Here is a 13,189-nt window from a genome sequence, read left to right on the forward strand (position 1 = left end):
GCCATGACAGATACAATCCTTTTAGAATTTAGCGTTGACGCCAATAATGTCATTATCGCCATTAATGGTAGCTGGGATGAGTTTGCCGACGCTAATGACGCACCGCAACTCAAGAAGCAACACGTCGTTGGTAAATCGTTGTTCGATTACATTAGCGGCAATGTTACTCGCCAGTTTGTGCAAAAGTTACTCGATATTGTCCGGCAAAAAAATACTAGCGCCTGTTTTGATTATCGGTGTGATGCGCCAAACTTGCGCCGTTATTTACAAATGCGGCTGATGGCGAATGAGCGTGGCGAAGTGCGAATTAGCAACTACCAATTGCATACTGAGCCGCGTGTGGCGCCCATTTTTTTTATACGTTCCAACCAGCGTGATCGCCACACACGAGTGCGTTGCAGTATTTGCAATTTACTCAAGCAAGCTGAGCAGTGGGTTGAAGCGGAAAGCTTGCTAAAAGATAAAGAACCATTAACGGTGCCGGTGATCTATGGTGTTTGCCCGCAGTGCCAACATCAACTAAAACAATTACAATCCTCTCCAAGCTAACGTTTGAAAAATACTACGAAGACTTATAACCCTAGCAGGACGGGGTTTGCAACCCATACGCATCAAGCTAAGGATGTCGCTAAAACTAACTTCCTGACTTTCTCAAGTTTCTTGTAGGGGCAAGTTCTCATTCGCCTAGGGCGATTAAAATCGCCCTTGTATTGAATTTAGGTCGCTTCGAGGACTTCGATATAAGCCGTGGGTATCGAGCGTCAGTGACTTCGAAAGTCGCGACGAAGGCGTCGCTCCCACAGAGGGTGACTAATGCACTGTGGGAGCGATCCCCAGATCGCGATATCGAGGCCGAGAATGTCAAGTTACAATAAATGGCTTCGAGGTCACATTGTCTAAGACTGCAAAAGGGTAATACATGACTTATGTATAGCGATGAGTCCGGAAATTGGGAAAGCGCACGGGTTGACCGTTCTAGCTTGATGCGCATGGGTTTGCAACCCCGTTCTAAACGTTTTGACTTTGGCCGAAGTCAGCCGAAATGTTTAGGGCAAACCGAAACGTTGGGGACGGGTTAAATAACCCGTCCCGCAGAAGAAAACAATTACAATCCTCTCCAAGCTAACGTTTGAAAAATACTACCAAGGCTTATAATCCTTGGTAGAATGGTGCCGGTTTAATTGCTCTTAACATTAAAATAGGTTTCTTCGCATCATGGCGCGAAACAAAAAATACTCCAGGCGAGTCATCGCTAGTGGCGTTGCCACGCCTATCGAAGACCCGCTCGATTTATCGCAAATCCCTACTCTCAATCCCTCACCAAAAACTACTCGCCTGTTTAACGGTTATGTGGTCGCTATTGGCGCATCCGCCGGTGGTTTAGACGCCTTGGAGCGTTTCTTCGACAAGCTCTCGGTAACTTCGGGAGCGGCCTTCGTGGTTGTCCAACATCTTTCCCCCGATCACAAAAGCATGATGGATAATTTGCTCGCACGGCATACGGCCATGCCGGTGTTGATGGCCGAAAACGGCATGCAAATTAAACCTAACCAAGTATTTTTGATTCCGCCGGGTAAAAATATGACAGTGGCTGGAAGCCAGCTACGGTTGTTGCCCAAAAATCCGCACGGCTTGAGTTTACCGATTGATTTATTTTTCACCTCCCTCTCCAAGGAGTTTGGCAAGCATTCGGTTGGCGTGATTCTCTCCGGCACCGGTTCCGACGGTACCCGAGGCGCGGTAGCCATTAATGATGCCGGTGGTTTTCTTTTGGCGCAAGACCCGGAAACCGCTAAATTCGATGGAATGCCGCGTAGCGTCATTGCCACCGGCTTAGTCGATGAAGTTATCCCTCCTGAAATGTTGGCGGCCAGAATTGTCGGTCATGTTAGCAATAGCATTCAACCGACTGTAAAGTTGAATGATACTGGGCAAACGTCGCATGGTGATCCTTTAGAAAATATTTTGCATTTGCTGTATCAAGTCGGCGGTATTAATTTTAAGGAGTACAAATCGGCAACGGTACAACGTCGAATTGAGCGACGGATGCAGGTGCGTCATGTGCGCGATTTGAGCAATTATTTATATCTGCTGGAAAGTGATCGTAACGAAATTATCACCCTGAAGCGAGATATTCTAATTCCGGTGACCAGTTATTTTCGCGACGTAGAAACTTTTGAATTATTGGAAAAAACGGTAATTCAGACTTTGGTGGAAAATAACCCCGATAATCAATCGTTACGGGTATGGGTTGCCGGTTGCGCGACCGGTGAGGAAGCCTATACGCTGTCTATTTTATTTGCTGAAGCCTTCGATAAATTGCGTCGCTGGCCACAGTTAAAAATATTTGCCACCGATGTTGAGCAGCAAAACATTGAGTTTGCCAGTGCCGGGGTTTATCCGGAAGCGATAGCCAACGAATTGTCGCCAGAACGCCTCGAACGATTTTTTAGCCGCAGTGGCAATCAATTTATCGTCAAAAATGAAATTCGTCAGAATATCGTGTTTGCGCGGCACAATATTCTCGATGATCCGCCGTTTACCCGCATGAATCTAGTCAGTTGCCGAAATACGCTGATTTATTTTGATGTAGCGGCACAAGAACGCGCTTTGCTCTGTTTTCAATATGCATTGGCGCATAACGGTTATTTGTTACTCGGCTCTAGTGAATCTTTGGGCACGTTACATAAAGATTTCAGTGTCATCAATGCTAAACATAAAATTTATCGCGTCTTACGGCCCGTTTCGTTACCGCTTAATTTTAAAAATAGCACCAACCATAATGATAACCGCATGCGCGTGAGTCAGCCGTACCGCGAAAAACATCGGAATGCCGAAAGCAGTATTATCGAATCTGGCCAGATGTTATTGATGCAAAGTTACGCACCGCCAGCGTTATTAATTAATGAGGAACGCGAATTGGTGCATGTCTATGGCGATGTTCAACGCTATATGCAAATTCAAGCAGGCAGCGCCAGTTTGGAAATTTCCAAATTGTTGGTGGGTAAAATGGCACCGGTATGTGTAGCCTTGCTGCATAAGGTAGCTAAAGACAATATGCCGCTACATTCAGAAATTCAGTTGCTTGATTCGGCTAAGAAACAAAGCGAATGGGTGCGGGTTGTTCTGAGGCCGCTAATAGAGGATGCGCCGAAAGAGCGTCATTTTTTAATGTCTTTTGAGGTGTTGGCGCCCAAAGAAATACCCTTGGCAGGTAGTAATAATATTGACGTAGAGGCGGTTTCTAATGACCGTATTCAAAGCTTGGAAATGGAGTTATCGGCCACCCGTGATAGTTTGCAAGCGACGATTGAAGAGCTGGAAACCTCCAACGAAGAATTGCAAGCGACTAATGAAGAGTTAATGGCCTCGAATGAGGAGCTGCAAAGCACGAATGAAGAATTGCAATCAGTCAATGAGGAGTTGTATACCGTTAATGCCGAAAATCAGGAAAAAATAGATATTCTAAACCGTTTGAACGCCGATTTAGACAATATGACGCGTGCCGCACTGATTCCTACCCTATTTGTGGACAGTGATCTGAATTTAACCCGTTTTACGCCTGAAGCAGGTTCTATTTTTCGTATTCGGGAAGGTGATATTGGGCGACCGATTGACGATTTTGCCCACGAAATGGAATATCCGGAGTTCCTGCACGATTTGCGTCGCGTGATCTGTACGGCGCAGTTGATGGAGCGTGAAGTCAAAACTCGCAATGATCATTGGTATTTGGTTCGTGTCTTACCTTATATCGATCGACCGAGAAACATCAGTGGGGCAGTATTAACTTTTGTCGATATTACCCAAATCAAAGATGCGCAGCGTCTCCAAGCCATTTTAGATTCCCTACCCGAACATATTGCCGTGTTAAATTCGAAAGGCGTCATTACCATGGTGAATAAAGCCTGGCGGGATTTTGCCCAAAGCAATGGTGATCGTGAGCTCGCGCATACTGGCCCGGGTATCAATTATCTTGATGTTTGTAAAATTAAACATGTACTCGATGATACCGTTGCCCACCAAGTGCTTATAGGTATTAGCCAAATTCTTAGCGGCGAGCAAGCGCATTTTTCCATTAAATATCCTTGTCATTCGCCCACAGAACGTCGCTGGTTTTTGATGCACGCCACGCCTGTGAGGCATCCGTTGGGTGGCATCATTGTCAGTCATGTCAATATCACGGCATGGGTAGAGGGGGAGCAGGCATGAGTAGTATTAAGCAATTAGCAATCGAGGCATTGCAACGCGGCGATTTTGATTTTGCCTTACAAGATGTTGCGCGTGGTGAAGCGGATGTTTCCCGCTTAGTCGAAGACCTTAAAATCTATCATGCGGAATTAGAAATTCAAAATGAGGAATTACGCCAAAATCAAATCATTACCGAAAATGCCATGCGCCGCTTTAGCAGTTTGTTTGCGGCTTTGCCGGTACCGGCTTTAGTTATTGATGAAGTTGTGGTCATCCATGAGTGTAATGCGATAGCTGAACAACGGTTTGCCTTAAGTCGCAAGCAATTACGTTCACATTATTTTCCTCGCCTGCTACCTAAAAAAGAGCATGGTCGTTTGCGGGAATTATTGCAGAGGGCTCGAAGCGAAGGTTCCGCGAGGGTAACCGGTATTGAATTAAAAACGGCCGACGAACAACAGTTTATAGCTGATATGCATCTTTCGTTATTGTCCGAGTTAGCAGAAAATTATGCGCAGCACTTTGTCGTTTTAATTGTCGATCAAACCGCAGCGGTTAAGCAACAGGTGCTGCTAGAAGAAAGTCACCGACACTTTCAGGCTTATTTTGATTCGGCGCCGGTCGGCATGGCAGCCATCAGTGCCGATAAACAATGGCTAGAAGTCAACGATAAACTCTGTGACTTGTTCGGATATTCGCGCGATGCGCTGATTAAACTGACCTGGATGGATTTAACGCATCCCGGCGATCTTGACGCCGAATTAGTGCAGTTTAATGACATACTCACAGGTAAGCATGAGGGTTATACACTGGATAAGCGGTGTATTCGCAGTGACGGCGAAATCATTGATGTGCATGTGATCAAACAAGGGGTGCGTAATGCCATCGGCCAACTTGATTATATAGTGGTCATTATCGAAGATGTTTCCGTTCGCAAGCAGGCAGAACTTGCCTTGCTGGAACGCGATCAGGCTCTCGAAAATCTGTCCTTGAGCTTACGCGAGCGTATAAAGGAGCTAAAAGCGATTTATGCTATTTCTCGAGCGTCACAATTAATTAGCGATCAAGATGCTTTTTTTGCCGACGTGTTAAAACTGCTACCCATGGGCATGAATTACACAGACGATGTCTCGGTGTCTATTAATTTACCTTCCAAAACTTATAGCAACGATACCTTTTCAGCCACAATGGATAAGCTGGAAAGCGATATTCAGGTTGACGCGCAAGTGGTCGGTAAAATTAGCGTCGGTTATAGGAATCCGCATATTTTGCCAAACAACAAACCGTTTCTTGATGATGAAAAACAATTTATTGAGGGCATAGCGGAATTAATTGGTTTATTTCTCACGCGTATACGCAGTGAACAAGTCCAAGATTTAACCAGTCAACGCAATGCCGCCCTATTAAGTTTAACCAGGCAAGCTACGAAAATGGATGAACAGTCTCTGCTGCGTTTTGCCCTTGAGCATGCCGAGGCGTTAACCGATAGCCACCTCGCTTATGTACATTTTGTCAACAGCGATCAAAATACCATTAGTTTAGGGGTATGGTCAGGTAAAACGCTGCAAAATTGTGCAGCGGTGCATGATAATCATTACCCGTTAGCGAATGCCGGTGTGTGGGCGGATTGTTTTCGTTTGCGTCGGCCGGTTATTCATAATGATTACCCGGCATTGGATAATAAAAAAGGGTTGCCGGAAGGCCATGCGACCTTATTACGTCACGTGAGCGTGCCGGTTATCGAAGACGATAATGTCGTGATGATTATGGGGGTAGGTAATAAACAAGACTCTTATGATGCGGGTGATTTGGCCATATTAGAAATGTTGGCCAATAATGCATGGGCCTTAGTACAACGTAATCGGCAACAACGCAAACTCGAACTTGATGCGATGGTGTTTCGTTATAGCCGAGAAGCCGTAGTCGTCACGGACGGTGAGCAACGGATTCTCTCAGTTAACCCTGCCTTTACCCTAATTACCGGTTACACGGAAACCGAAGTGCTGGGTTTAACCCCACGTTTGCTCAAGTCAGGGAAGCATGATGATAGTTTTTACCAACAGATGTGGGCGAAACTCAATCTTGAAGACTATTGGCAAGGGGAAATTTGGAATCGGCGTAAGAATGGAGAAATCTATCCGCAATGGCTTGGTATTTCGGCTGCGCGTACGACACCCGAGGGGCGTCCGAGTGAATACATTGCTGTATTTATGGATATTACCGAACATCAACAAGCCCGAGAGTATATTGAATTTCTCGCGCATCATGATCCCTTGACCTCACTGCCTAACCGTACTTTATTAAAAGACCGTTTTCAGCAAACGGTGTCCTATGTGCAACGCCAAGGTAAGAAGCTGGGCTTGTTATATTTGGATTTAGATCACTTTAAAAACGTTAATGATAGCTTGGGTCACCCGATAGGTGACAAACTGTTGTTGGAAGTTGCCTGCCGTCTGCGAGACTGTGTGCGTGAAGCCGATACCGTTAGTCGCTTAGGTGGCGATGAATTTGTCGTCTTACTAGGTAATGTGCATCATGTCGATAATTTAGCTGATATTTCGACGAAAATTTTAACCGCGCTGTTACGTCCTTTTGATATTGAGGGCAATAAACTACAGTTATCGTGTAGCATCGGTGCCTGTTTATATCCTGATGATGGAGAGGAATTTGATGGGTTGCTACAAAAAGCCGATACGGCACTGTATCAGGCTAAATTCAATGGACGTAATACCTATAAGTTTTATACCGAATCAATGAATGTGGCGGTGATGCGCCGCATGTCTTTAGAAAATGCCATGCGTTTGTCGCTGGAGCGCGAAGATTTCTTTGTGGTTTATCAACCTCAATTTGACATTAAAAGCGGACAGATTGTCGGTGCTGAAGCTTTAGCGCGCTGGCATCATGCAGAACTGGGGATTATTTCACCGGCAGAATTTATTCCGGTTGCGGAAGAGTGTGGATTGATTGTTACCTTAGGGCAGTCGGTGCTGCGTCAAGCTTGTCGGCAAATGCAACAATGGTTGCTACAAGGGCATTATTTACGAGTGTCCGTCAATGTGTCTTGCGTGCAATTTTTACGGCATAACTTATTGCAAACGGTCATCGAAATCTTGGAAGAAACCGGTTTGCCGCCTCACCATTTGGAATTAGAATTAACCGAATCCATTTTGGTTACCGATCCAGAGTATGTGTTGCAGGTGGTGAATACGTTAAACCAACGAGGCGTACAATTTTCGATTGATGATTTTGGTACCGGTTATTCCAGTTTAAGTTATCTCAAACGCTTCGCGGTGGACAAACTTAAAATTGATCAATCCTTTGTAAGAGATATTCCAGGTGACGCTGACGATGAAGTATTGGTCGAAGCCATTGTGAATCTTGCCCACAATTTACGCCTTAAATGTATTGCCGAAGGCGTGGAAACCCAAGTGCAAGCGGATTTCTTACGCCAATTAGGCTGCGATCAAATTCAGGGGTATTTATTAGGCAGACCGTTATCAGTAGATGCGATGCAGCAATTATTGAGTAGTCAGTCACGGTAACTATAGAGTCGGTTAAGACATCGCGAAAGTAATTATTCAGACCCTTGTTTTAAAATAAACTGGAACTTTAGCCTCTCCCTTTGAAAAAGGCTATGTTCGCGTTAGCAGTTGAAACGATTCTCTTTCCTACTAAATAAACCACTTAGGAAATAGTCAATGATTGCTTTCCAATACGCTGAGCGTGGAAGAGGGTACGATTACTCGCTTGACAGGACGCCGTGAATACGTCCATGTAGGCTTGACGGCAGCTATCCCTGCTGCCGACACCTGTCAATCGAGCAACCGTACCCTCCTTTCAGCCATTGGCGCGATATTGAAAAAAAAGTTATTCAGAGTTGAATCCTTGGGGTTCATGTTGGCTTTAAGTTCAAAAGTATCAACTATCAACGCGAACATAGCTATTATAAGTGGGTCTGGCTAAGATTGTCTTGACCGGCGAAGGTTTGGATGACTTCCTCGGCCAATTCGGTTATTTTTCGTCGCTGGTCTCTGGCGTTTTTGCGCAAATAATCAAATGCGGCTTCTTCGGTGAGGAGTTGATTCTTCATGATTAGGCCAATCGCTATGCAGACGCTTCTGCTTTGGGATAGCGCTTTGTCGAGTTGCTTGTTCTCGTATTTCAGATTAATTATTTCCTTGTTTCTTTCGATTACCGCTTCGATGGTCAAAATCAATTGCTCGAGACTGCAGGGTTTGACCAAATAGTTCATGCAACCGGAGGCGATGGCGGCTTTTACTGTGTCTTCGTCGGAATAGGCGGACAAGAATATGACTGGAATGTCGAGTATTCGTACAAGATGTTTGGCAACGTCTATACCGGTCATTTTCGGCATGCGGATATCTAAAACCGCAATGTCCGGCTTTTGGTCTTGAGCAAGTTTAATAGCCGTATCGCCCGATGTGGCTTCTAAGACATTATAACCGGATAGCCGTAGTCCACGGCTCATGGTTCCGAGAATGAGCCGGTCATCGTCGGCAAGAAGTATTGTTTTATTCATTAATAGTTAAATTTAGGCCGGTGCGGCCGTAAACGCTTAGATAATCGCTAAAAATAGTTTCGAAAATATGGTTGTAAGTGATTCAGTTTTTTGTTCAATAAGGAAGCCGTGAACCTACAAACTAAATTCTATAGGTTATTGGCTGTAACTATTTAGTCCACCGGCAATTATTGTTCCCTCGCTCTACATCACTGCCATTAAGTTAAGGATTTTTCCGTTCGCCCTGAGCCTGTCGAAGGGTGAATGGAAAAATCCTGGGTCGATAAGTTAAGCCGTCCATGGTTCGACAGGCTCACCACGAACGGCTTAACTTAATGGCAGTGTCGCTCTACATGGGAATGCCTGAGTACCGCTCCCGCCTCTTAGACTTTATTGCCACGCTGGAGCGTGGTAACGATAGGGGATGTGAATAATTACGGTGAATCATGCATTCAACATAGCGAACTTATTCCTACCTTGTTTAAGTCATCTCCGCGCAATAGCGGTATCCGGCTAGGGTCTTGGCGGAGTAGCGAAGTTGAAAAAAGGTAAGACAGAATCTGAATATAAAAGTTTGAAGTTTAACTACTTTTAGACGAACATAATTGGTTCGATCAAGATGCACCAATAATTCGATAAAGAGAATACAAAGCGGGGTCTGGGGTTTGTATTTATTTCGGTAATCTAATTGAAAAGCATCTAGATGTAAAGAATTGGACCGGCATTTTGTAATCATAGGCTTACTTGATGCTTGAGCTATAAAACGGATTGCTTTGGCTTTTATGAAAAATCAATGGCGGCATCATCGTTAATTGTGCGGTGACTGTGTGGTTCGTTTGGTAAATGCACAATTGCGATTGTTCCGGCATCAATGTTTTAACTAACGAAAGTCCGGTGCCGATTTTAATCGATTGTTCGAAATCGAAACCTTGGGGTAGCGAAGCCGGTCCGTTCTTGACGGTAAAAATCGCATGATTCTTGTCAAAATCCAATGAAACCGAGATTTTTTTGTTTATTCCGGGGCTGTGCTTGATGGCATTGAGTAATAGTTCGTTAACGATTAACGATAACGAAACGGCATTGTCCCGATCGACGCGAATCGGATGATCGGAAGGTATTTGCAGTTCGATGGTTTCATAGGTGCTGAAAAATAAACGCTGACAAAATTCTGTCGAGGAATGAACAATGTCGCATAGATAAATTTCGCCGTTTTCTGTCTTACTTTGCAAACCGTAAGTAATTGCCAGTGAATTGATCTGCAGCATGCTTTGTTCGAGAATCGCTTTGGCTTCGGGGTGCTCCAATGCATTATTTTGCAATAGGCCGAAAATGCCTTGTAAGTTGTTTTTGATTCGGTGGTGAACCTCTCGGATTAGGGTGTTTTTATGCCGTTGCTCCCGTTCCAACAGCTTTCTATCTTCTTCGATATGCTCGCAAATGTCGGTTAGTAATAAGACAAAATAATCGATCGTAACGGAATCGTTGCTGACGGAGTTGACGGACAGTTTAACGCTGCTGACTGTGCCGTTTTTGTGGATTAATTGACCGTTGACGATACCGCTATGGTCGATGTTTGGGGCGAAAAAAAAGTGCTCGTTCAAATCCGGAAATCTGAGCAAAGTCATTAATGGGGCGTTCTTTAGCGTAGTTTCGTCATGGCCTGAGAGTCGGAAGATATATTCATTAGCCGATAAAATCCGGTTTTCGGGAGAAATCGTTAAAACCCCGATTAATCCCGATGTTGTAACAATATGTTGTATTTGCTTATTTTCGCTCGACGCTTTATCGGCAAATTTATCGTCTGTTTGAATTGCGTTGTGTATTTTTAACGGCGTACCGCTCGGATCCCTGATGACCTTGCCGTGTTGACGAATAGGAATGACATCGTGTTCCGGAGTTTGTAAGCGATAGTGAGCGGAAAATGTATCAAGATGGATTAATGCGTCTTTGAAAACTCGTTTTATGCGGTTTTGATCGTTAGGATGAAGCTTTGTTAGAAAAAGATCATGGTTTATAGCATTTTCGTGTTCGGAAAAGCCGAATAGTTTGGCGAAATCCTCGCAGCCTTCGATCTTTCCGGTTTCGATATGCCATTCGTAAAACATACTATTAGTGACTTGCTTTAGATGTTTGAGTTTTTGCTGTTGGTCATGATACTCAACGAGAAGATTGCGGTATTTTCGGTGATAACGCACAAAGCCCCAAATAGGTGGTATGGCTGCGATTAACATCGTTAAGTATCCGGCTTCGAAAAAAATGCTCAGCGGGATAGCCGGAAAATAGAATCCTGACGCGGCAAAATAATTAAAATCGGTCATAGGTTTTCCAGGTATTCAATAAGGCTGCGAACCGACCTTTAAGCAAAACAATGTTCGAATTATAACCAAGTGTGTCAGTCAGTTATTTGAATTAATTAATGCTTTTGAAATAAAGATTCATGTGAGATAAGGAACAAATCTGTTTTACTAACGGGCAAATTCATTTACTATTGACACCCAAATGCGGCCCCTAGCCCCCGTGCCGCCAAGTAACGCTTTTCAAAGGCGTTAGACAGTCGGATTACAGCATTGTTTAGATTTCCTTTTTAATGGTTGTTTGTTCTGAAAGTTTTGATGTACTCGCTAAGGGTGTGTCGATGTTTTCAGGGTTTCGATCCGTTTTTTGTTGGATTTTAGCGCTTGCGAATCACTGGTAATTTAAGAGGGCTTCATGCAAGAACGAGAACATCGATTTCCGGCGAATAGGCGCTCAGCAGACAAAAAAAGCCTATCAAGCGCGGATGCCGAGTCAATGGAAATCAAGCTGGAAATCTATAAAACCTTGTTCGAAGCGACTTCAGACGCGATGATGATTGCAGACGAATCGACGCGCATTCTTTATGTTAACCCCGCATTCACAAATATTACCGGTTATACCGAACAGGATGTTCTGGGTAAAACCCCCAGGATTCTTTCTTCAGGTAAACAAGACATCCATTTTTACCGACGAATGTGGCAAAGCATCACGACCAATAAGCGTTGGCAGGGCGAAATTTGGAACAAGAAGAAATCCGGAGATATCTTTCCGGCCTGGCAAACTATCAACGTGATCGGCGAAGAAGGCAAGCCGGCGCACTATATTTCAGTATTCAGCGATATTTCTCAAATCAAAAAATCACAGGCCGATCTTTGGACCTTGGCGCACTATGACTCGCTAACCGGACTCGCCAACCGTAGTTTGCTCGAGGAGAGGATAAAGCAAGAGTTGGCTACCACGATCCGTTTCAAGATTTACGGTGCATTGTTTTTTTTGGATTTGGATAACTTCAAAACCATCAATGATTCTTTGGGGCATAAAGTCGGGGATTTGTTACTCAGGCAAGTCGCCGATCGCCTTAGAAGGGAGCTTAGAGAAGAAGATATGATTGCACGTTTGGGTGGCGATGAGTTTGTTATCGTGCTGTCCAATCTTTCTTATGATAAGGCAATTGCATCGAACCAGCTTAAAGTTGTCGCCGAGAAAATCCTCGATCTATTATTAATGCCTTATTTACTGGAAGGTCACGAACTGCGCGTTTCTGTGAGTATCGGCATTACCTTATTTCCGAATAACGGAGATACGTTCGATCATTTGCTGAGACAAGCCGATACGGCGATGTATGCCGCTAAAAACAGCGGAAAGAATACCTATTGTTTCTTTCATCCCGATATGCAAGATAAAGTCAATCAAAGACTGCAACTGGAGAAAGAGCTTAGAAATGCATTGGTTCATGATCACCTGGGATTGGTTTATCAGCCTCAATTTAATTTCAATCAACAATTGCTCGGTTATGAGGCATTGGTTAGATGGCATCATCCCGAGCAAGGCGTCATTTCGCCGCAGGATTTTATTCCGCTAGCCGAAGAGACCGGTTTAATTGCCCAAATCGGTAGTCAAGTGCTGACGAAGGCATGCCAGCAATGGGTGGCTTGGCACCGAGCAGGCAAGAATGTGCCACATATTTCAGTCAATATCAGTCCTAAACAGTTTAGCTCCCCAGGCTTTGTCGATTTAGTTAGTGGTATTGTTGAATCGACTAAAGTCGATCCTAGGCATATCATTCTGGAAATTACCGAAGGGCTGATCGTTCAGAATGTAAAGGGCATTATCGAAAAAATGCATGCGCTAAAACAATTAGGCTTGCGCTTTTCAATAGACGATTTCGGCACCGGTTATTCTTCGTTATCTTACCTGACCCGATTGCCGATCGATCAATTGAAAATCGATAAGACTTTTGTAGTCAATTTGGGAATAAACGATAACGATGCGGTGATCGTCGAGACCATTATCGGCATGTCGAAGCACTTGAAGCTTGATTTGATTGCCGAAGGCGTCGAAACATGGGAGCAGCTAGAGCATTTGTACAGATGCGGTTGCGATGGTTTTCAGGGGTATTATTTTAGTAAGCCGTTAAACCGGGATGATATCTGATAGTCATTTACTTCTCAATTGTAGCTGCGAGAA

General features: G+C 44.3%; 6 protein-coding genes. 4 read left to right on the plus strand and 2 right to left on the minus strand.

What is annotated here, in order from left to right; all coding sequences use genetic code 11:
* Positions 1–3 precede the first annotated feature (3 nt).
* The 3 genes from EQU24_RS08535 (at position 4) to EQU24_RS08545 (ending at position 7,730) form a co-directional block, all read left to right on the plus strand.
* Positions 4–549 carry a PAS domain-containing protein gene (locus EQU24_RS08535; protein WP_138767136.1) on the plus strand — a complete coding sequence of 182 codons (546 nt, stop codon included), beginning with the start codon at positions 4–6 and terminating at the stop codon, positions 547–549.
* 666 nt (positions 550–1,215) lie between these two features.
* Positions 1,216–4,209: a chemotaxis protein CheB gene (locus EQU24_RS08540; protein ID WP_017839889.1), complete on the plus strand. Its 2,994-nt coding sequence runs from the start codon at positions 1,216–1,218 to the stop codon at positions 4,207–4,209.
* Positions 4,206–7,730: a bifunctional diguanylate cyclase/phosphodiesterase gene (locus tag EQU24_RS08545; RefSeq protein WP_014148907.1), complete on the plus strand. Its 3,525-nt coding sequence runs from the start codon at positions 4,206–4,208 to the stop codon at positions 7,728–7,730. The genes EQU24_RS08540 and EQU24_RS08545 overlap by 4 nt, the downstream gene beginning before the upstream one ends.
* A 401-nt stretch (positions 7,731–8,131) precedes the next feature.
* On the opposite strand, the gene EQU24_RS08550 is transcribed toward EQU24_RS08545, so the two are convergent.
* Positions 8,132–8,728, minus strand: a complete 597-nt coding sequence (locus EQU24_RS08550) for an ANTAR domain-containing response regulator (RefSeq protein ID WP_017839888.1) — start codon at positions 8,726–8,728, stop codon at positions 8,132–8,134.
* A gap of 719 nt (positions 8,729–9,447) precedes the next feature.
* A complete protein-coding gene (locus EQU24_RS08555; RefSeq protein WP_017839887.1) occupies positions 9,448–11,025 on the minus strand; it encodes a histidine kinase dimerization/phosphoacceptor domain -containing protein in 1,578 nt (525 codons plus the stop codon).
* 391 nt (positions 11,026–11,416) lie between these two features.
* Between EQU24_RS08555 and EQU24_RS08560 the strand changes: the two genes are divergently transcribed.
* Entirely contained in the window at positions 11,417–13,156 is a 1,740-nt protein-coding gene (locus EQU24_RS08560) for a putative bifunctional diguanylate cyclase/phosphodiesterase (protein WP_017839886.1), read from the plus strand.
* Positions 13,157–13,189 lie beyond the last annotated feature (33 nt).

It is taken from the genome of Methylotuvimicrobium buryatense (assembly GCF_005931095.1).
Classification (GTDB): Bacteria; Pseudomonadota; Gammaproteobacteria; order Methylococcales; family Methylomonadaceae; genus Methylotuvimicrobium; species Methylotuvimicrobium buryatense.

Coding starts and splice junctions, on each gene's coding strand:
- EQU24_RS08555 (WP_017839887.1), bottom strand. CDS start 11,025: ATGACCGATTTTAATTATTTTGCCGCGTCAGGATTCTATTTTCCGGCT.
- EQU24_RS08550 (WP_017839888.1), bottom strand. CDS start 8,728: ATGAATAAAACAATACTTCTTGCCGACGATGACCGGCTCATTCTCGGA.
- EQU24_RS08535 (WP_138767136.1), top strand. CDS start 4: ATGACAGATACAATCCTTTTAGAATTTAGCGTTGACGCCAATAATGTC.
- EQU24_RS08545 (WP_014148907.1), top strand. CDS start 4,206: ATGAGTAGTATTAAGCAATTAGCAATCGAGGCATTGCAACGCGGCGAT.
- EQU24_RS08560 (WP_017839886.1), top strand. CDS start 11,417: ATGCAAGAACGAGAACATCGATTTCCGGCGAATAGGCGCTCAGCAGAC.
- EQU24_RS08540 (WP_017839889.1), top strand. CDS start 1,216: ATGGCGCGAAACAAAAAATACTCCAGGCGAGTCATCGCTAGTGGCGTT.